This is a genomic window from Streptomyces sp. 1-11 (assembly GCF_007176755.1).
GTDB lineage: Bacteria > Actinomycetota > Actinomycetes > Streptomycetales > Streptomycetaceae > Streptomyces.
Map to the genome: position 1 here is coordinate 214,053 of NZ_BJTV01000003.1, position 18,246 is coordinate 232,298.

Sequence of the window (18,246 nt, forward strand, 5' to 3'; positions counted from 1 at the left end):
CGCCGACCGGGACAGCCCCCCACCCGGCGGAGAACCTCGGCCGCTCGTCGGGGTCTCTACTTGACGACAGACAAATGACCATGACTTGCTGGGCCACCTTGGCCACCGCCTGGAAGGGCTGCAATCGACAACCCGAAAACCAACGCATCCAAATCTCGACTATTATCATTGAGTTCTTCGGCGATTCGACGCGAATTCCAGCCGTCTTCCCTAGCGAGTCGGAACACTTCGGTAAAGAGTTGAGATGTTTCCGGAATAATTCCGTCAGGCTCTGATGTCCTGTATCCACGTTGGGACAAATCGATCATCCATTGACGACGATTCCATTCGGAGATCAGCTCCAATTGATAGAGCCGCTCCACCATGGCTACTGCGGATACCTTCCAGTAGCTCTTTAGCTTGAACACGTCTTCCAGTCGCAGCCGACCCACGACTTGCGCGAATAGCCCATCAGCCGGGATCAAAAAGCTCGACGCAAAGTCATGCGCCTCCTGCTCTGTCGCGCGAGATCGGTTCCTTTTGGATCCCTGGTGCAGAACAAGGTGACCCAGCTCATGCGCTAGGTCGAAGCGCATGCGTTCAGCGGTCTTTGCTGTGTTCAGGAAGGCGAAAGGTCGCCCTTCGTACAAGAATGAGAACGCGTCGATTTCCCGATCGCTTATGGGCAGCGAGAAGACGCGGATGCCCTTCCGCTCGGCCAGGGAAAGCATATTCTTCACCGGCTTCTGGTGCAGGCCCCATGCTGATCGCAGTTGCTCTGCAGCGGCGACGGGAGTTAGGCCGGCAGTTTCCGAGAAGTCGGGAAGCTCAGGAATCGGAGTGCCGTAATGTTTATCCACCCAGGCGCTCAGAAGGACTGCCAATGAGCTGATGGAAAGAACCCGGTGCACTTGCCTAGCCGTCATGGACGAGAGGGCACGGAAACTGACCCACTCTTCTTCGACGCAGGGAGCGTCGTCAGCCTGGAAATAACTTTCGGGCAAGTCGAGTACACGCGAAAGCAAGTCGAGAGGTGGATTGTCCACCTCCCCGGCTTCCCAGGCTGATACGGCTCGACGCGACACACCGCAAAGCTCAGCGAGACCTTGTTTGGTCAGTCCCCTGCGCTCGCGCGCCATCGTGAGGCGTGTGTGGTTGAACGAAGGATAGTCAAGCCGTCCTTGTGACCATCGGTTCTCCGTCATCGTCGTCGTCCTCGCCCGGCTCAATTGGTGCGACCGCCCCAGAGGTGGGGATGGGGTCGATCAGGATCCTTTCGACCCACTCCCCAACGAACCCATCTTTAACATCAACCGGAAGCGAAACTTCCATACGGATGTGGTCATCGTCCGCATAGACGACGAGGAACCACGTCGAGCAGGCTTCGTCGGGCGGCAGCTCATTGGCTAGCACTGGTAGGTCGATTTCAAACGCAAGCTGCTGGTATTCAGCGTTCCTGTCGACTCGCTCCTTCGTCTTAGGTCCACGCTTCCGGGTCAGGCGAGGAGGCCGGGCACCGTCGAGGCCTGTGAACCGATCTCCTGCGACTACCGCGAAGGCGAGGCGTCGCTCTGCCGAGTAGACCGTCTCATAGTTCCCAGTCTGGCCGATTCGCCACCCCTGCCGAACTTTGAGGAGTTCTCTGCGAAGTGCGGCCAGCGTCTCCGCCCACATCGTGACCCCAGGGAAGTTCCGAGGGTAGTAGCGGAGAGACACACGACTTCGGGCGTCGTCGCCAGTGGTGACACTGTTGCGGATCTTAGCAACCGAGAGGCCCATTTCAGCCAGGCGGGCGTCTGCATCCTCTGGTCGAACGATCTTGCTGGGGCGAGCAGGGGTCTGCTCGTGGAACTGGCTCACAGCACCTCCGAGGTCCCAACTTCCTCAAATGCTACCTCATCTGAGGTGAATTTTGAGGAAGATCGATCAGCGGCCGGCCAACGGGCTGGTCTGACACATGCAACACCATGGGTCTGACAACGCTCAGGCACCCGGGGCGCCGGACAGTCGTGCAGCGGTCGCGTTCAACAGCACAGTGGTGTTGCTAGCGGTTCGGGGTGGCCATAGGGAGCCGTAGCACGACTGATGCCGTCACCGATCGATCCGCAGAGACAGTGAGAGCCCCCGGTTCACGAGGGCCCTCACAAGCGGACGCTGAGCCAATCAGCCCAGGTCAAAGCGCTTCCTTGTTCTCCCTGGGCGCCTCGCCCGACTTATGCACTGGAGGCGAAACACTCCAAGGTGAGGTGATCCACTTGTGGACCGCCCTAGAGCACGGGGTTCGTCGGCTGGGCCGTCTCTGGGCCGTCCGACAGCAGCCACCGACAACCAGCGTCGACAGTTGACAGCAGATCTCTCACAGCTCAGAGGGGGTCCGCGAGGCATCGCCGCAGCTCCCAACCCTCGAACGTAGGTTGAGGAAGTCCAGAGCTTGGGCGCAGGATGGCCGGCATGACCTCCAGCGCACGCCCGTACCTCAACCGCCGCCTGGCGGAGTTCGGCACGACGATCTTCGCCGAGATGTCCGCCCTCGCCGCGTCGACCGGGGCGATCAACCTGGGGCAGGGTTTCCCCGACACCGACGGCCCCGAGGAGATCCGGGAGGCCGCGGTGCGCGCGCTGCGCGACGGGCGCGGCAACCAGTACCCGCCGGGGCCGGGCGTCCCCGAGCTGCGCTCGGCGATCGCCGCGCACCAGCTGCGGCGCTACGGGCTGTCGTGGGACCCCGACACCGAGGTGCTGGTGACGGCCGGCGCCACGGAGGCGATCGCGGCGTCCCTGCTGGCACTGCTGGAGCCGGGCGACGAGGTGGTGGCCCTCGAGCCGTACTACGACTCCTACGCGGCGAGCATCGCGATGGCGGGCGGCCGCCGGGTGCCGGTGACGCTCCGCCCGCACGAGGGCGCCTTCCGCCTGGACCTCGACGAGCTGCGCGCGGCCGTCACGGACCGCACCCGTCTGCTGCTGATCAACACCCCGCACAACCCGACCGGCACGGTCCTCACCCGGGCCGAGCTGGCGGCGGTCGCCGAGCTGGCGGTGGAGCGCGACCTGCTGGTGGTGACGGACGAGGTCTACGAGCACCTGGTCTTCGACGACGCCGAGCACACACCGCTGGCCACGTTCCCCGGGATGCGCGAGCGCACGGTGACGATCGGCTCGGCCGGCAAGACCTACTCGTTCACCGGCTGGAAGGTCGGCTGGGTGACGGGCACGCCGGAACTGGTCACCGCGGTGCGCTCGGCGAAGCAGTTCCTGACGTACGTCGCCTCGGGCCCCTTCCAGTACGCGGTCGCGGAGGCCCTCGCGCTCCCCGACGCGTACTTCGAGGCGTTCCGCCAGGACATGCAGACCAAGCGGGACATCCTCGCGGCGGGGCTGGCGGAGGCGGGCTTCAAGGTCTACGACACCGCCGGCACGTACTTCATCACCACCGACATCCGGCCGCTGGGCGAGACCGACGGCTTCGCCTTCTGCCGCTCCCTGCCGGAACGGGCGGGGGTCGTCGCCATCCCGAACGCGGTCTTCTACGACCACCGCGAGGCGGGCGCACCGTTCGTGCGGTTCGCGTTCTGCAAGCGGGCGAGCGTGCTGGAGGAAGCGGCCTCCCGGCTCAGGACGGCGGCCGCGGCGCGTGGATGACGAAGGGCCACGGGGTGGCGCGGTGGAGCGACTGCCGGTCCGCCGTCCTCGCCGGTCTCCGCCGCGAGCGCGACCTGCTCGAAACGGCCTGCGGGCAGCCGGGTCCGAGGTCGGCCGGCCCCGCGGCACGTCTTTCGTCGCCGCTCAGAAGATCCCCTTGAACCCCCGCCACCCGGTGGCGATCTTCGTGCGGGCGCCGAACGCCCCCTTGCCGTTGCCGTTGTTGCGCCACAGGTTGCCGGAGGTGTCGCGGGACAGGAGGTCGGCCTTGCCGTCGCCGGTGAGGTCGCCGACGCCGATGACGGTGTCGTACGAGCCGCCCCAGGCGGAGTACAGCTTCACGCGGGCGGAGAAGGTGCCGTTGCCCTTGCCGTAGTAGCGGTAGAGGTTGTTGGACTTGTCCTGGGCGACCAGGTCGCCGATGCCGTCGCCGTTGAGGTCGCCGACGCCCACGATCTTCTTGTACGTCTTCCAGTCGGCGTAGAGCTTCACGCGCGCGGAGAGCTTTCCGGTACTCGTCCCCTTGTAGAGGTAGACCGCGCCGGTGGCGGAGTTGCGGGCGATGAGATCGGGACGGCCGTCGCCGCTGATGTCGCCGGGCGAGGTGAGGACGTCGTACTGGTTCCAGCCCTTGCCCAGCGAGGTGTGCGGGGTGTCGGTGATGAACGCCTGACCGAGCATGGTCCGGTACACCCGCAGTTCGCCGCTGCTGAACCGGACGAGGATGTCGTTGCGCCGGTCACCGTCGAGGTCGCCGAGCGGGACGAGCTTCACGGAGGTGGGCCAGCCAGAGGCGGGCATGGCCTTGCCCAGGGTGCCCGTACCGGTGCCCGGCCGGTAGCTGACGGTGCCGGAGGAGTTGAGGGTCAGGATGTCGCCGGTTCCGTCGGGCGCCCAGGAACCTCCATTGGTGAAGTCGTGGCGTACGGCGGCCCCGTCGGACACCTTCACCGTCTGCGACACGGTCAGCGCGCGTCCCGAGCCGTCGGCGGGCGGGATCGTCACCGTGAAGGCGTAGGTGCCGTTGGGGACGAACGAGCCCCTGGCGTCGCGGATGTCCCACCGGACGGTCAGGTCGCCCTGCACTGTCCCGCCGGAGAGGGTGCGCACGACGGCACCGGTGGCCTTGCTGGTGAGAGTGGCCGTCCAGGAGGCGGCGGGCTTGGAGAGAAGTCCGCGCCACTGCCACCACGGGGCGCCGGCCGCGCTGCTCTCTCCGGCGTTGCCGCTCGTCTCGGACTCGACGACGGAGAGCGGCTGGGTGGCGACCCCGCTGGGCACCAGGTGGATCCGGTTGTCCGCGTCGACGTAGGCGACGGGCCCGCCGAACTTGTCCACGGTCCAGGTCGTCCCGCGCCCGCCGGACGTGGCCGCCGGGAGGTCGGCTATCGCACGGGTGGCCGCGGTGCCGTCGGCGAAGTCGGTGAGGAGGAGCGTCCCGGTCGTCGTGTCCTGCCGGACGAGGTATCCGTCGCCGAGTTGGACCTGGCCGGAGGGGACGGGGATGTTCTTCTTCGCCGTACGGTCCCAGACGCCGGCCGTCCCGCCCGTCCCGCAGGACCAGTAGATCCAGCGGCTCACCACTTGGAGCTCCTTGGGGACGCACGGCGCGCCGGTGCTGACGGTGGTGGCGATCGCGCCGGTCTTGAGGTTCCTGGCGCTGACGACACCGTTGCCGGAACCCGGCGTCCACAGGCTGGTCCCCCAGACGGAGGCGGCTGTGACGGAGCGGGTGAGGACGGGCTGCAGGTCGGTGTAGACACCGAGGTCGCCGACGTACTGTTTGCTGGGGGAGGAACCGTTGACGACCGCGTAGCGGCCGGTGATGTCGAGGACGGTGCCGGAGGCCGAGGGCAGGTAGAAGAAGCCGGCCTGGTCGTCGCTGTCGACGGACTGCACGTACGAGCCGACCGGGTCGGAGCCGGCGGTGAACGTCACGGCGCGGCCGTCCCCGGTGGCGTACGGCCCCGAACCGAGGAGGTCCCACTTCCGCCAGGTCCGGGTGCCGGGTGTGCCGTCCGCGGCGACCGGCCGGGTGTAGTACGCACCCATGAAGCTGCTGTCGGCCTCGTCGGTGGCCAGGGTGCCGTTCTCCAGCGACAACCGCGTGATCTTCGCCGCCATCGGGGGTACGGCGGTCAGTTCGGTCGGTACCGGGGTGCCCGCGCCTGTGCCGGTGACCCGGCGTACCGCCCAGTGCCCGGCGTCGGTGCCGCCGACGACCAGCAGGCTGCCGTCGGGAGCGGGTACGACGGAGCTTTTCGCGTGCCGGAGCAGCGTGACCGGGGTGCCGCCCGTGACGGGGACGGCCATGAGCCGCTCGCCGGACTCGTCGGCCAGATCGGAGGGATCCGACGGCACGGTACGGGCCACCACCAGCCAGCCCCCGGTGATGCCGACCGACGGGGTGCCCTCGGTGCCGGGAAGAGTCACCGTCGTCCCGGGGGAGGTGAGGTCACCGCGGTCCAGGACGTGTGCCTTCGGCGTGGTACCGGACGGGTACCAGACCAACCGGTCCGTGCTCAGCGCGACGGCTGCCGGAGCCGCGGACAGGGTCACGTCGCCGGTGACCTTCGCTGCGGCCAGGTCCACCAGCGCCAGGTGCTGCACGCCTCCCAGCGCGTAGCCGACGACGGCGGTGCCGCTGTCGCCGCCGAGCACCCGGAAGTTCGATGTGATCCCGGCCGGCCACCCGTCGACGAGGGTGCCTTCGGCGGGGGCGCCGCCGCCGTAGAGCCACAGCGTGCGGTTGCCGTCCGTGTCCTGGGCCTGGGTCAGCACATGGGTGCCGTAGGTGGCCATGTATGTGCCGTGGGTGAGGGTGACATCGGTACTGGTGGCGGCGGAGAGGTCACGGAGGACGACCTTCTGGGTGGGCGAGACGACGTCGGTCACGATGTCGGACGACGAGCCCAGGTAGCCGGCGAGTTCGAGTCGGGACAGCTCGCCCAGTTCGGTCGTCGCCCCGGTGGCGTACGACGTCCACAGATAGCCGGAGCGCCCCTCCTGGGCATGCAGGTAGCCGTCGGCACCGGCGCTGTAGAGCCGGTCGGCGCGGGGCTGGTAACGGTCGGACTGGAAGACCTTCTCGGTCGCGAGTGCGGTGCTCCCGGTGCCGTCGCCCGCATCGGCCGTGCCGACGAGCGGACCGGGAGCGGCGACAACGGCCAGGACTGCCAGCGCGGCGACGACGCCACGGGCGGTGGTACGACGAGCCATCGTCGCCTCCTGAGGGGCTTCCGGCGGAAAGAGGTGTGACGGAGATCGACGGTCGGTAAGACGTGTGTTGATGCTGCCGCGAACTATCCGCTCCCCGAACTTCCCCTCACACGGGGCGAGTTGAGGATAACAATGGCCACAGGTCTCCCTGAGGCACCGGTAGGACGAGATCCTGATCGTCTTCGCGACGGCCACCGGGCCGGCACCCCCGGACCCCTTCTCGGCGCACCTGCAGTGCCGCTACCACTACGAGAGGCGCACCTGCAGTGCCGCTACCACTACGAGAGCTGACCGGTGAACCGCGGCGTTCCACCGGTCCCGTCCCATCCGCACGGTGCGTTCAGTCGCACGGCGAAGAGCGGCGGACTTCTCAGCCCGCGCCTCGGCCGGCGACGGCCGCCCCTGGTGGGCCCGGTGCCTGAGGGGCAGCCGGTTCTGCCCGGTCAGCGGCGCCGCTTGCGGCCGCTCTCGTCAGTGGGTGTCCCTCTCGGGCTCCGGACGTGAGAGTTCGTCGAGGTCGAGGGTGAAGGTGCGGCCGTCGGCCAGGGGGATGGGGAGCTTACCCGTGCCGTACGCGTGGGTGTGTGCCGCGATGTAACCGGTGGCGGTCGGCTGGGTGTGAAGGACGACTTCCTGGGCGTAGGGGTCCACGACCAGGTAGACCGGGATTCCGTAGCGGCCGTACTTCGCGGTGCAGTCGTCGTAGTCCTTGCGCGCGGAAGAGGTCGAGACGACGTCGGAGATCAGCAGGACGTCCTCGAAGCTGTAGCGCTTGCCTTCCTTGCGTGCGTCCTCGCGCAGGATCGCGAGGTCGGGGGCGGAGTTCTCGTCGGCGGGGAAGTCGATGTAGACATCGGAGGTGACCTTCGCGTGACGGCCGAGGGCAAGAGCGGAGTCGATCTGCATCGACCTGATGGTGCTGGAGTGCTCTTCGCTCTGCGGGGTCATGATCACCTTTCCGTCGGCCCCGAACAGGACCGTGTACCCCTTGGGGAACTCGGTGTGCACGATCGCGTCGACGCTCATGGACGGCTCCTTCCCGCGTGTGGTCAGGATACGACGGACAGTGCCGCGTCACCGAGCCCGTCGGTACGGCCGGCAGACCGGTCCGGACAGGTTGTGCGGCCCGCTGACGACCGCGAGGCGGGCGCGCCGTTCGTGCGGTTCGCGTTCTGCAGGCGCGAGGACGTGCTGCGGGAGGCCGCGGAGCGGCTGCGGCGCATGTGAGGGCGGGGTCCGGGGGCCGTGCCCCCGGACCGGCCGGGGACGGGGTTACTCCCCGTCCTCCTCGGGCTTCTCCGCTTCGTTCACTTCCTCTTCCAGACCGAGCTGCTCCACCAGCCACTTGTCGAACTCGATCGCGGCCCGCACCCAGCTGACCGTGGAGGAGACGAAGTGGTTGAGGTCGACGCCGGTGCCGACCAGCATCTGCGCCTCGCCGATGAGGCGGACGGTGCCGTCGTCGTGGGTGTGGGTGTACACCTTGGGCCACAGCGTGCGGCGGTTCCAGTCGTCGACGGACTCCAGCAGCTGCGGCTTCTCGTCGATCTTGTGGGGGCGGTCGTAGAAGGTCCGGACCGAGAAGACCGCCTGCTCATCCTCCCCGCGGAACATGAAGTACGTGCGGAACTGCTCCCAGGGCGCCGCGAGGTCTCCCTCCTCGTCGACGACGTACTTCAGCTCCATCTGGTCGAGGAGCTGCTTCACGAGGTCCTGATCCGGGACGACGGGGCCCACCGGTCCCTGGGGCTGCGGTTCTGGCTGGCCCCCGAAGTTCGGAATCGAGGACGGGTCGATGCTCACCGTGTTTTTCCCTTCATTGGATCCCGCCATCCTCCCCCATGCGGGGAGGGGGGTGGCAAGCCCCGACGCGGCCTGTCAGCCCAGGGCTGACATGATCCGGCCGGACGGGCGGCACGGCGCCCGCCGGGCGGCCGGGGGCGGGCGCCGCCCCGGCCGTCCGGCCGTCCGGCTCAGAGCGTCTTGCCCGTCGCCGGGCCCACGATCAGGCCCTCCTCGAAGCGGTCCACACGGACCGTGTCGCCGTCCTTGACCTCGCCGGAGAGGATCTCCTTGGCAAGGCGGTCGCCGATCGTGGTCTGCACCAGCCGGCGCAGCGGACGGGCGCCGTAGGCCGGGTCCAGGCCCTCCTCGGCGAGCCAGGCCAGCGCCTCGGGCGTGATGTCCAGGCTCAGCCGGCGCTCGGCCAGCCGCCTGGCCAGCCGGTCGATCTGGAGCTGGGCGATCCGCTCCAGCTCGGACCTGGTCAGCGCGGTGAAGACCACCAGGTCGTCGAGCCGGTTGAGGAACTCCGGCTTGAAGGAGGCGCGTACGACCTCCAGCACCTGCTCCCGCTTCTCCGCCTCGCTGGTCACCGGGTCGACCAGGTACTGGCTGCCCAGGTTGGAGGTGAGCACCAGGATGGTGTTGCGGAAGTCCACCGTGCGGCCCTGGCCGTCCGTCAGCCGGCCGTCGTCCAGCACCTGCAGCAGGACGTCGAAGACCTCGGGGTGGGCCTTCTCCACCTCGTCCAGCAGCACCACGCTGTACGGGCGCCGCCGGACCGCCTCGGTGAGCTGGCCGCCCTCCTCGTAGCCGACGTAACCGGGAGGCGCGCCGACCAGCCGGGCCACGCTGTGCTTCTCGCCGTACTCCGACATGTCGATGCGGACCATGGCCCGCTCGTCGTCGAACAGGAAGTCGGCGAGCGCCTTGGCCAGTTCGGTCTTGCCGACACCGGTCGGGCCCAGGAAGAGGAAGGAGCCGGTGGGGCGGTCGGGGTCGGCGATGCCGGCCCGCGAGCGCCGCACGGCGTCGCTCACCGCGCGCACGGCCTCGGTCTGGCCGATGAGGCGCCGGCCCAGCTCGTCCTCCATGCGCAGCAGCTTCTGCGTCTCGCCCTCCAGCAGCCGCCCGGCGGGGATGCCGGTCCAGGCGCCGACGACATCGGCGATGTCGTCCGCGCCGACCTCCTCCTTGACCATGGTGTCCCGGGCGACCTCCTCCTCGGCCTCGGAGGCGGCCTCCAGCTCCTTCTCCAGCTCCGGGATCCGGCCGTAGAGCAGCTTGGCCGCGGTGTCGAAGTCACCGTCGCGCTGGGCGCGTTCGGCCTGGCCGCGCAGGTCGTCCAGGCGCTCCTTCAGCTCACCGACCCGGTTGAGGGACTGCTTCTCCTTCTCCCAGCGGGCGGTCAGTCCGCGCAGCTCCTCCTCCTTGTCGGCGAGGTCGCGGCGCAGCTTCTCCAGACGCTCCCGGGAGGCCGGGTCGGTCTCCTTGGCGATCGCCAGCTCCTCCATCTTCAGCCGGTCGACGGAGCGCTGGAGCTCGTCGATCTCCACCGGGGAGGAGTCGATCTCCATGCGCAGCCGGGAGGCCGCCTCGTCGACCAGGTCGATGGCCTTGTCGGGCAGGAAGCGGGAGGTGATGTACCGGTCGGAGAGGGTGGCGGCGGCCACCAGGGCGCTGTCCGCGATCTGCACCTTGTGGTGGGCCTCGTAGCGGCCCTTGAGCCCGCGCAGGATGGCGATGGTGTCCTCGACGGTCGGCTCGGCGACCAGCACCTGCTGGAAGCGGCGCTCCAGGGCGGGATCCTTCTCGATCCGCTCCCGGTACTCGTCCAGGGTCGTGGCGCCGACCATGCGCAGCTCACCGCGGGCCAGCATCGGCTTGAGCATGTTGCCCGCGTCCATGGCGGAGTCGCCGCCCGCGCCGGCGCCCACCACGGTGTGCAGCTCGTCGATGAAGGTGATGACCTGGCCGTCGGACTCCTTGATCTCGGCGAGCACGGACTTCAGCCGCTCCTCGAACTCGCCGCGGTACTTGGCGCCGGCCACCATCGCGCCGAGGTCCAGCGCGACCAGCCGCTTGTCCTTCAGCGACTCGGGCACGTCGCCCTTCACGATCCGCTGGGCGAGCCCCTCCACGACGGCGGTCTTGCCGACGCCGGGCTCGCCGATGAGCACGGGGTTGTTCTTGGTACGGCGGCTCAGCACCTGCACCACCCGCCGGATCTCCTGGTCCCGCCCGATGACCGGGTCGAGCCGGCCCTCGCGGGCGGCGGCGGTGAAGTCGGTGCCGAACTTCTCCAGGGCCTTGTACTGGCCCTCGGGATCGGCGGTGGTCACGCGGCGTCCTCCCCTGGCCTTGGTGAAGGCCTCTTCGAGCTTCTTGGCGTCGGCGCCCTGCTTGCGGAGCACCTCGCCGGCCGCGCCGCCCTTCGCGGCGACGCCGATGAGCAGGTGCTCGGTGGACAGGTACTCGTCGCCGAGCGCCTTGGCCCGCTCCGAGGCGTCGGCGATGACCGCGAGCAGCTCGCGGTTGGGCTGCGGGGGCGCGACGGTGGAGCCGGTCACGCTGGGCAGTCCGGCAAGCACCCGCTCCGCGCCGGAGCGCACGGCGGCCTGGTCGGCCTCGACGGCGGCGAGCAGGTCGGTGATGTTCTCGTTGTCCTGGCCCTGGAGCAGAGCCAGCAGCAGATGAGCGGGGGTGAGGTCCGGGTGCCCCTCGGTCACCGCGCGGTTGCCGGCGGCGTTGATCGCGTCCCGGCTCCTGTTGGTCAGCTCGGCGTCCACGTGTCCGTTCTCCTCCTCGGCGTCGGCTCGACGGCCAGGTCCTTCCCAGTGCTGACTAGACCAGCGTACACAAAGTTGAGTCTATTCCGCTCAAGGCGGGGCAGCGCGCGGGATGGGGAAATCAGCGGCTAGGTTTCGGCCATGGCCAAGCACTCCGTAGACCCGGCTGCCCCGGACGAGCCCTATCTCGCCTTCTGGCGGGAACGGCATCTGTGCACCCTGACGACCCTGCGCCCGGACGGGAGCCCGCACGTGGTCCCGGTCGGGGTGACGTACGACCCCGCGGCCCGGCTGGCCCGGGTGATCACCAACGGGGGCAGCGCGAAGGCGGCCCACGTCCGCGCGGCCGGCGAGGAGGGCGCCCGGGTCGCGGTGTGCCAGGTGGACGGCCGGCGCTGGGCCACGCTGGAGGGCCGGGCCCGGGTGCGCGAGGACCGGGAGCGGGTCGCGGAGGCGGAGCGGCGGTACGCCGAGCGCTACCACCGGGTGCCTGCGGAGAACCCGCGGCGAGTGGTGATCGAGATCGAGGTCGAGCGAGCGCTCGGACACGGCTGACCCGGGCCGCCACGGACGCCGGCCATCGATTTCCGGCCAGTGTGGGAATGCGCCCATGCCCCGAAATGTCACCGCAAACTGCAGCGGCGTCACCGTGTTCAGGTCACGGTGACGCCGCTGCGGGGGGAAGCACCTGAGCGATCTTTTACGACGGGGGAATCGCGTCAGGCACTGCGGGGGGTGGCTGAGATGGTGGTGAGCTCCGGGTCGTCCGGCTCCGCCAGCCGATGGTCCCGTTGGTCCAGGTTCACAAAGATCATGCCGTAGCGGATGGCGCACCGCACCGGCTGCGGCGCCCCGCGCGGCTTGCGCAGGCACCGGTAGGCCCGTACGTCCTCGTCCTCGTCCCGGGTGACGACGACCGGCTCTCCGAAGACGGTCACCATCAACGAGTCACCACTGTGGGGGATGGCGGTGACCAGGTCGATGAAGTGCCAGCCGGAGCGGTAGGCGGTGGCCATCTCCCGCCTGAAGGACCGGTCGTCGGGTGGGGTGGTCATGCCCTCGCACCCGCCTGGACGGTGTCCCAGCCCAGATCCTGCCCGGACGCCATCGGACTGGTGCGCGGCGTGATGTCCCAGCCCAGATCCAGCCCGGACGCCATCGGACTGGTGCGCGGCGTGACGTCCCAGCCGAGGTCCAGCGCGGAGACGGCGTGACCGGCCGGCCGTACGATGTCCCAGCCGAGGTCCAGCGTGCTCACCGTGCCGAAGACCAGTCCTGTGGAGAAGGCCACGGCAAGTACTGAGCGAAGCATTCTCTTGCACATGATGGGCTTCGTCCTCACTTCCCCTGTGTCTCTCCCCCGCCTTGAAGACGATGGCTCATCAAGCCACGTCAAAGCCACAGAAGCGGTGCATCATGTTCCTGCATGTACAGGACCCTGGGGGGTGGAGATTTGCCTAATACTCACACGAACGAGACACATCATCCTCACGGGATGACGGATCTCTGTGAAGACGGCAAGCGCCTGTACGCCGACGCGCTGCGGCTGGGACGCGTCGCCCGCCCGGAGGCGGAAGCCGCCCCCTGCCTGCTGGAACTCGCGCTGCTGCACCCCGATCCGGACGATCCGAAGTGGCTGCGGCCGGTACCGCCCGCCGCCGCGCTCGCCCAGCGTCTGCACCCGATCGAACGGGAGATCCAGGAGCGCAGACACGCCGCGATCGAACTCACCGATTCCTTCGAGCCATTCATGGCCATCAGCGCCCAGAGTACGGGGGACACCAACGCGGTCACCGTGCACGAGGGCATCGAGCGGATCAACGCGGCCATCGAACGGGCCACCGCCGACTGCCGGCACGAGGTGCTCACCGTGCAGCCCGGCGGCGGACGCAGCGAGAACGTCCTCGGCATCGCGCTGAAACGGGGTCAGGCCGTCATCGAGCGCGGGATCTCCATGCGGACGCTGTACCAGCACACCGTGCGGCACAGCCAGGGGACGCTCGCGTACGCCGAGATCATGGCCAAGGGGAAGGTCGAGATACGCACGCTCGAGGAGCTGATCGAGCGTCTGATGATCTTCGACCGCACGGTCGCGTTCATCCCGGCCCGCGACGACCGCCAGGTGGCGCTGGAACTGCGGCACCCGGCCCTGGTGGCGTACCTGGTGAAGGTCTTCGAACAGCTCTGGCGGCGCGCGGTCCCGCTCCTGGAGGAGCCGGCCTACGCGCCCCCGGTCGACGGTGTCACGGGGGTGCAGCGCTCCATCGCCAAGCTGCTGGTCGAGGGACACGTGGACGAGGCGATCGCCCGCCGCCTCGGCATGAACGTACGGACCTGCCGGGCCCACATCGCCAAGCTGGCCGCCGCCCTCGGCAGCGGCAGCCGCGCCCAGCTCGGCTACCTCATCGCCCGCTCCGGGCTGCTGGACCAGGAGCCGTACCCCGAGCCCGGCCTGCCGGCCCCGGCACCGCACGGCTGACCGCCCGCCCCGGTGACGCCGCGCGGGAGCCGTGCCCGGCGCGCACGGCTCAGCGCACGCTCGGGGACTCCTGGCCGGGCGCTCCCAGCGCGGCTCGGGGGGCCGGCGGGCCGCTGTGCGCGGGCCCGTCCAGGCCCACCTGGGCGATCCGCACGCCCAGTTGCGTACGGCTGGCCGCGCCGAGCGTGTCCGAGAGCCGGGCGATGTGCGCCCGGCAGGTGCGCACGCTGATGCCGAGCCGTTCGGCGATCACCGCGTCCTGGTGCCCCTCGGCGAGCAGCGCGGCGATGGACCGCTCGCGGTGCGAGATGCCCTCGATGCCGGTGTCGGGCAGCGGGGCCGTCAGCGGCAGCGCCAGCCGCCAGAGCCGCTCGAAGACGGTCACCAGGTACTCCACCAGGGCCGGGTGCCGCAGCTCCAGGGCCATCGTGCGCTCGGCGTTGGCGGGGATGAACGCGACCGTGCGGTCGAAGAGGATCAGCCGGTCGATGACCTCGTCGAGGGTGCGGGCCTCGACCGTGCCGCCCATCAGCTCCAGGTAGTTGAGCAGCCCCTGCCCGTGCCGGGCCACGTGCGTGTACAGGTCGCGCATGCGCACGCCCCGGCCGCGCAGCGCGAGCGCCCGGTGCAGCCCCTCGGTCAGCTCGTCCTCGCGCCGGATGCCGCCGGGCTGCACGGTGAGCACCTGCGCGGTGCACGCGGCGGTCGCCTCGTCCATCGCGGCCTGGATGCGGGAGAGGCCGTCCAGCACCCGGATGGCCGTGCCCTCACCGGACGCCGTCAGCGCCTGCAGCCGGCTGCCCAGGCCCGCGTACCACTCGAAGGCGGCCACCGCCGAGCCCACCCGGCGCTGGCTCTCCCTGACCTCGTCGTGGACCCCGCGCAGCAGCCTGGTCATGACCTCCTGCGGTGAGGTCGGCACCAGCCAGTCCATGTCGTCGGGGTCGGGGTGCAGCAGGGCCAGTTCCAGCAGGCAGGGCACCGGCCCGGCGTCCGCGCGCGGCACCCGCCCCCGGCGTACGGCCCGGGAGTACACCCGGTCCCCGGCCGCGCACAGCCGGTCGGCACCGTGAGGATGCTCCTCCGTCCCGTGCCCGGCCATCGCCCATTCCACCCCCGGTTGCTGCCACTTCCGCAGCGCAACTATGCGCGGCCGGGACCGGGTCCGCAACACGGCTCCGGCCGCCCCGGGCGGGGAAACCGGCCGGTATGCGCCGTTGCGTACGGTCTTCCGCCCGCCGCGGCAGCAACAAGCTGCAAGGGTGGGACGCGGGCTACTTCAGGCCGATCGACGCGCAGGCCGCCTTGTACTTGGCCGTGCAGATGTCGCCGACCGAGTAGATGCCGTCGGCGATGACGGTGTCCTTGATCTTGGCCCGGGTCAGGGCGCTCACCTGGACGAGCCGGGACGGGATGTCCTTGTCGGTGGGGCTGTCGACGCGGTCCTGGGTCAGGGCGTCGAACTGGATGTCCTTGCCCTGCACCTTGGTGACGGCCATCTGGGCCGCGGCCTCGGCCTCGTCCGGGTAGGACTTGTAGACGCTCATGTACTGCTCGCCGGCCACGATGCGCTGCACCGCGTCCAGTTCGGCGTCCTGGCCGGTGATCGGGGGCAGCTTGGTGACACCGGCCGCCGTCAGGGCCTTGATGACACCGCCCGCCATGCCGTCGTTGGCGGAGTAGACCGCGGCGATGTTGTCCTTGCCGATACTGGCGATCGCCTTGGCCATGTTGGCCTCGGCGTTCTCCGGCTTCCAGTCCGTGGTGTCGAAGGACTGCGCGATGTCCACCTTGCCGTTCAGCTCCGACAGCGCGCCCTGCTTGAACTGCTTGGCGTTGGGGTCGGTGGGCGAGCCGTTCATCATGACGACCTTGTCGGAGGTGTCCACGCCCGAGCCCAGGGCCTCCAGCAGCGAGCGGCCCTGCACCTCGCCTACCAGCTCGTTGTCGAAGGAGATGTAGGCGTCGATCGGGCCCTCGGCGAGCCGGTCGTAGGCGATGACGGGGATGCCCGCCTCCTTGGCCTTCTTCACCTCGCCGACGATGCCGTGCGAGTCGACCGCGTCGAGCAGGATGACGTCGACCTTGTCGTCGATCATCGTCTGCATCTGGCCGGCCTGCCGGGAGGCGTCCGCGTCCGCGTTGGCGTACTGGACCGTGCCCTTCTTGTGGGTCAGTTCGGCCACCTTGGCCTTGATGATCGGGTAGTCGAACTTGTCGTAGCGCGTGTTCGCCTTCTCCGGCAGCAGCAGCCCGACGGTGACGTCGTCGCCCTTCGTCGGGCTCGCGCTCGCACCGTCCCCCGTCGCGTCCAGCACGCCGCACCCGGCGAGCGAAAGGATCATCGTGGACGCGGCCACGGATATGGCGATACGACGCATTCGAGGGCTCACTTCAGGTGCGATCCGGACGTGGGCGCTGCTTTACGACCCAGGTGTCTGAAAAGACAACGCGGCGCGCCCACCCGGCGTCAAGCGGAACTACTTAACGAGTGCGCAACAGCACGCTCCGCTGCATCTGTGAAGGAGGAGCGGAATCCCCTCCAAACACTCTTTACGGACCCTCCACGCAGAGGAAGTTCACGGAAGGGCAAAGATCCGCCCGGCCGACGGCGGCCGCGGCGCACACGAAAGGGGCCGGGGACGGTCACCCGTCCCCGGCCCCTGCCGGTGCTCGCCGCGGCCCGCGCGGGCCGCCCGCGCTCAGTCGGCCTGCTGCTGCCGCTTCGGCCGCCACACCACCAGCGCGCTGGTCTGCTGGACCTCCTGATACGGCACCAGGTCGCGCCGGTAGGAGGCGTGCACGGCCGCCTCGCGCTGCCGCATCGCGGTCGCCGCGCCCTCCAGGGCGTCCTGCAGCTCCGCGACGCGGGACTGCAACGCGGCGACCTGGTTCTCCAGTTCGATGATGCGCTTGATACCGGCCAGGTTGATGCCCTCGTCCTGCGACAACGCCTGCACCTGGCGGAGCAGTTCGATGTCACGGGCCGAATAGCGGCGGCCCCGCCCCGCCGTGCGGTCCGGGGAGACCAGACCCAGACGGTCGTACTGGCGCAACGTCTGCGGATGGAGACCGGAGAGCTGGGCCGCCACCGAGATGACGTAGACCGGGGTCTCCTCGGTCAGTTCGTACGGATTACGCCGACGGCCGGGTGTGTCCATGGGGCGCTCAATCTCCCTTCGCGGCCTCGAACAGCTCCGCCCGCGGGTCCTCGCCCGCGGTCGCCTCGCGATACGCCTCCAGCGCGTCACGAGCCTTCCCCGACAGGTCCTTCGGCACACTCACCTCGACGGTGACCAGCAGGTCGCCGCGGGTGCCGTCCTTGCGGACCGCGCCCTTGCCCCGGGCGCGCATGGTGCGCCCGTTCGGGGTGCCGGGCGGCAGCTTCAGGGTGACCGCCGGGCCGCCGAGGGTCGGGACCCTGACCTCGCCGCCGAGGGCCGCCTCGGCGAACGTGACCGGCACTGTGACGGTGAGGTTGTCGTCCCTGCGCCCGAACACCGGGTGCTCGCCGACGTGCACGACCACGTAGAGGTCGCCCGCCGGCCCGCCCCGCTCGCCGGGCGCGCCCTTGCCGCGCAGCCGGATCCGCTGCCCGTCCGTCACGCCGGCCGGGATGCGGACCTGCATGGTGCGCGAGGACTTGGCACGGCCGCTGCCCTTGCACTCCATGCAGGGGTGCTCGGCGATCAGGCCGCGGCCCTTGCAGTCGGGGCAGGGGTCGGTGAGCGAGAACCCGCCGCCCGAGCCCCGGGCCACCTGCCCGGTGCCGACGCAGGTCGGGCACACGCGCGGTGTGCCGTTCTTGTCGCCGGTGCCCGAACAGGCCTTGCAGGGCGCCTGGGAGGACATCCGCAGCGGCACCGTGGCGCCCTCGATGGCCTCCGTGAAGCTCAGCGTGACCTCGGTGTCGATGTCCTGGCCGCGCCGCGGCTGGGTGCGGGTGGTGCCCGTGCCGCCGCGGTTGAACAGGCCCCCGAAGACGTCGCCGATGCCGCCGCCGAAGCCGCCCGAGCCCTGTGCGTTGCCCCCGAAGAGGTCGCCCAGGTCGAAGTTGAAGTTGCCGCCGCCGGCGCCCGGCCCGGGGCGGAAGCCGCCGTTGCCGAACAGGGCGCGCGCCTCGTCGTACTCCTTGCGCTTCTTCGGGTCGCCGAGGACGTCGTTCGCCTCGGAGATCTCCTTGAAGCGCTCCTCGGCCCTGGCGTTGCCCTTGTTGGCGTCCGGGTGGAACTCGCGGGCGAGCTTCCGGTACGCCTTCTTGATCTCGGCCTCGGTGGCGTCCTTGGGGACGCCGAGGACCTTGTAGTAGTCCTTCTCGATGAAGTCCTTGGTGCTCATCCCCGACGTCCCTCCTTC

At 69.5% G+C, this 18,246-nt stretch carries 15 protein-coding genes and 1 pseudogene; 4 read left to right on the forward strand and 12 right to left on the reverse strand.

What is annotated here, in order from left to right; genetic code table 11:
* Window positions 1-56 precede the first annotated feature (56 nt).
* Together TNCT1_RS07995 and TNCT1_RS08000 are read right to left on the reverse strand one after the other, a co-directional pair.
* Window positions 57-1,184: an XRE family transcriptional regulator gene (locus TNCT1_RS07995; RefSeq protein ID WP_143629877.1), complete on the reverse strand. Its 1,128-nt coding sequence runs from the start codon at window positions 1,182-1,184 to the stop codon at window positions 57-59.
* Window positions 1,150-1,839, reverse strand: coding sequence for a hypothetical protein (locus TNCT1_RS08000; RefSeq protein WP_143629879.1), 690 nt, complete (start codon window positions 1,837-1,839; stop codon window positions 1,150-1,152). The genes TNCT1_RS07995 and TNCT1_RS08000 overlap by 35 nt, the downstream gene beginning before the upstream one ends.
* A gap of 582 nt (window positions 1,840-2,421) precedes the next feature.
* Between TNCT1_RS08000 and TNCT1_RS08010 the strand changes: the two genes are divergently transcribed.
* The gene (locus TNCT1_RS08010) at window positions 2,422-3,621 is read left to right on the forward strand and encodes a pyridoxal phosphate-dependent aminotransferase (protein ID WP_143629881.1); all 1,200 of its coding nucleotides are present in this window, start codon (window positions 2,422-2,424) and stop codon (window positions 3,619-3,621) included.
* Window positions 3,622-3,765: 144 nt separating this feature from the next.
* On the opposite strand, the gene TNCT1_RS08015 is transcribed toward TNCT1_RS08010, so the two are convergent.
* Complete coding sequence (locus tag TNCT1_RS08015) at window positions 3,766-6,840, reverse strand: FG-GAP-like repeat-containing protein (protein ID WP_143629884.1); 3,075 nt, start codon at window positions 6,838-6,840, stop codon at window positions 3,766-3,768.
* A 471-nt stretch (window positions 6,841-7,311) separates the two neighbouring features.
* The gene (locus TNCT1_RS08020; RefSeq protein ID WP_143629885.1) at window positions 7,312-7,866 is read right to left on the reverse strand and encodes a Uma2 family endonuclease; all 555 of its coding nucleotides are present in this window, start codon (window positions 7,864-7,866) and stop codon (window positions 7,312-7,314) included.
* A 75-nt stretch (window positions 7,867-7,941) separates the two neighbouring features.
* On the opposite strand from TNCT1_RS08020, the pseudogene TNCT1_RS36890 reads away from it, so the two are divergent.
* A pseudogene (locus TNCT1_RS36890) lies at window positions 7,942-8,067 on the forward strand (aminotransferase); the annotation flags it as partial.
* A gap of 45 nt (window positions 8,068-8,112) precedes the next feature.
* Here the strand turns inward: TNCT1_RS36890 and TNCT1_RS08025 are convergent.
* Window positions 8,113-8,643 (reverse strand): YbjN domain-containing protein, encoded by a 531-nt coding sequence (locus TNCT1_RS08025; protein WP_143629888.1) that lies wholly within the window; start codon window positions 8,641-8,643, stop codon window positions 8,113-8,115.
* A gap of 170 nt (window positions 8,644-8,813) precedes the next feature.
* Window positions 8,814-11,411, reverse strand: coding sequence for an ATP-dependent chaperone ClpB (clpB, locus tag TNCT1_RS08030; protein ID WP_143629890.1), 2,598 nt, complete (start codon window positions 11,409-11,411; stop codon window positions 8,814-8,816).
* 141 nt (window positions 11,412-11,552) lie between these two features.
* Here clpB and TNCT1_RS08035 point away from each other — a divergent pair, with 141 nt between their 5' ends.
* Window positions 11,553-11,966 (forward strand): pyridoxamine 5'-phosphate oxidase family protein, encoded by a 414-nt coding sequence (locus tag TNCT1_RS08035; RefSeq protein WP_143629892.1) that lies wholly within the window; start codon window positions 11,553-11,555, stop codon window positions 11,964-11,966.
* Between the two features lie 164 nt (window positions 11,967-12,130).
* On the opposite strand, the gene TNCT1_RS08040 is transcribed toward TNCT1_RS08035, so the two are convergent.
* On the reverse strand, window positions 12,131-12,466 hold the full coding sequence (locus TNCT1_RS08040; RefSeq protein WP_143629895.1) for a hypothetical protein: 336 nt from the start codon (window positions 12,464-12,466) through the stop codon (window positions 12,131-12,133).
* Window positions 12,463-12,723, reverse strand: coding sequence for a hypothetical protein (locus TNCT1_RS08045; RefSeq protein ID WP_143629897.1), 261 nt, complete (start codon window positions 12,721-12,723; stop codon window positions 12,463-12,465). The genes TNCT1_RS08040 and TNCT1_RS08045 overlap by 4 nt, the downstream gene beginning before the upstream one ends.
* 114 nt (window positions 12,724-12,837) lie before the next feature.
* Here TNCT1_RS08045 and TNCT1_RS08050 point away from each other — a divergent pair, with 114 nt between their 5' ends.
* Window positions 12,838-13,890, forward strand: coding sequence for a helix-turn-helix transcriptional regulator (locus TNCT1_RS08050; RefSeq protein ID WP_174266191.1), 1,053 nt, complete (start codon window positions 12,838-12,840; stop codon window positions 13,888-13,890).
* 49 nt (window positions 13,891-13,939) lie between these two features.
* Here the strand turns inward: TNCT1_RS08050 and TNCT1_RS08055 are convergent, their stop codons facing one another.
* From TNCT1_RS08055 to dnaJ, 4 genes are all read right to left on the reverse strand, one after another.
* Complete coding sequence (locus tag TNCT1_RS08055) at window positions 13,940-14,992, reverse strand: helix-turn-helix transcriptional regulator (protein ID WP_143629900.1); 1,053 nt, start codon at window positions 14,990-14,992, stop codon at window positions 13,940-13,942.
* 172 nt (window positions 14,993-15,164) lie between these two features.
* Complete coding sequence (locus tag TNCT1_RS08060; RefSeq protein WP_143629903.1) at window positions 15,165-16,271, reverse strand: sugar ABC transporter substrate-binding protein; 1,107 nt, start codon at window positions 16,269-16,271, stop codon at window positions 15,165-15,167.
* 321 nt (window positions 16,272-16,592) lie between these two features.
* Complete coding sequence (locus TNCT1_RS08065; protein WP_143629905.1) at window positions 16,593-17,051, reverse strand: heat shock protein transcriptional repressor HspR; 459 nt, start codon at window positions 17,049-17,051, stop codon at window positions 16,593-16,595.
* Between the two features lie 7 nt (window positions 17,052-17,058).
* Window positions 17,059-18,228 carry a molecular chaperone DnaJ gene (dnaJ, locus tag TNCT1_RS08070; protein ID WP_143629907.1) on the reverse strand — a complete coding sequence of 390 codons (1,170 nt, stop codon included), beginning with the start codon at window positions 18,226-18,228 and terminating at the stop codon, window positions 17,059-17,061.
* Between the last annotated feature and the right edge of the window lie 18 nt (window positions 18,229-18,246).

What these genes read in the sequence shown, in the direction of transcription:
- TNCT1_RS07995 (WP_143629877.1), bottom strand. Translation starts at nt 1,184, where the DNA reads ATGACGGAGAACCGATGGTCACAAGGACGGCTTGACTATCCTTCGTTC.
- TNCT1_RS08010 (WP_143629881.1), top strand. Translation starts at nt 2,422, where the DNA reads ATGGCCGGCATGACCTCCAGCGCACGCCCGTACCTCAACCGCCGCCTG.
- TNCT1_RS08015 (WP_143629884.1), bottom strand. Translation starts at nt 6,840, where the DNA reads ATGGCTCGTCGTACCACCGCCCGTGGCGTCGTCGCCGCGCTGGCAGTC.
- TNCT1_RS08020 (WP_143629885.1), bottom strand. Translation starts at nt 7,866, where the DNA reads ATGAGCGTCGACGCGATCGTGCACACCGAGTTCCCCAAGGGGTACACG.
- TNCT1_RS08035 (WP_143629892.1), top strand. Translation starts at nt 11,553, where the DNA reads ATGGCCAAGCACTCCGTAGACCCGGCTGCCCCGGACGAGCCCTATCTC.
- TNCT1_RS08040 (WP_143629895.1), bottom strand. Translation starts at nt 12,466, where the DNA reads ATGACCACCCCACCCGACGACCGGTCCTTCAGGCGGGAGATGGCCACC.
- TNCT1_RS08045 (WP_143629897.1), bottom strand. Translation starts at nt 12,723, where the DNA reads ATGCTTCGCTCAGTACTTGCCGTGGCCTTCTCCACAGGACTGGTCTTC.
- TNCT1_RS08050 (WP_174266191.1), top strand. Translation starts at nt 12,838, where the DNA reads ATGTACAGGACCCTGGGGGGTGGAGATTTGCCTAATACTCACACGAAC.
- TNCT1_RS08055 (WP_143629900.1), bottom strand. Translation starts at nt 14,992, where the DNA reads ATGGCCGGGCACGGGACGGAGGAGCATCCTCACGGTGCCGACCGGCTG.
- TNCT1_RS08060 (WP_143629903.1), bottom strand. Translation starts at nt 16,271, where the DNA reads ATGCGTCGTATCGCCATATCCGTGGCCGCGTCCACGATGATCCTTTCG.
- TNCT1_RS08065 (WP_143629905.1), bottom strand. Translation starts at nt 17,051, where the DNA reads ATGGACACACCCGGCCGTCGGCGTAATCCGTACGAACTGACCGAGGAG.
- dnaJ (WP_143629907.1), bottom strand. Translation starts at nt 18,228, where the DNA reads ATGAGCACCAAGGACTTCATCGAGAAGGACTACTACAAGGTCCTCGGC.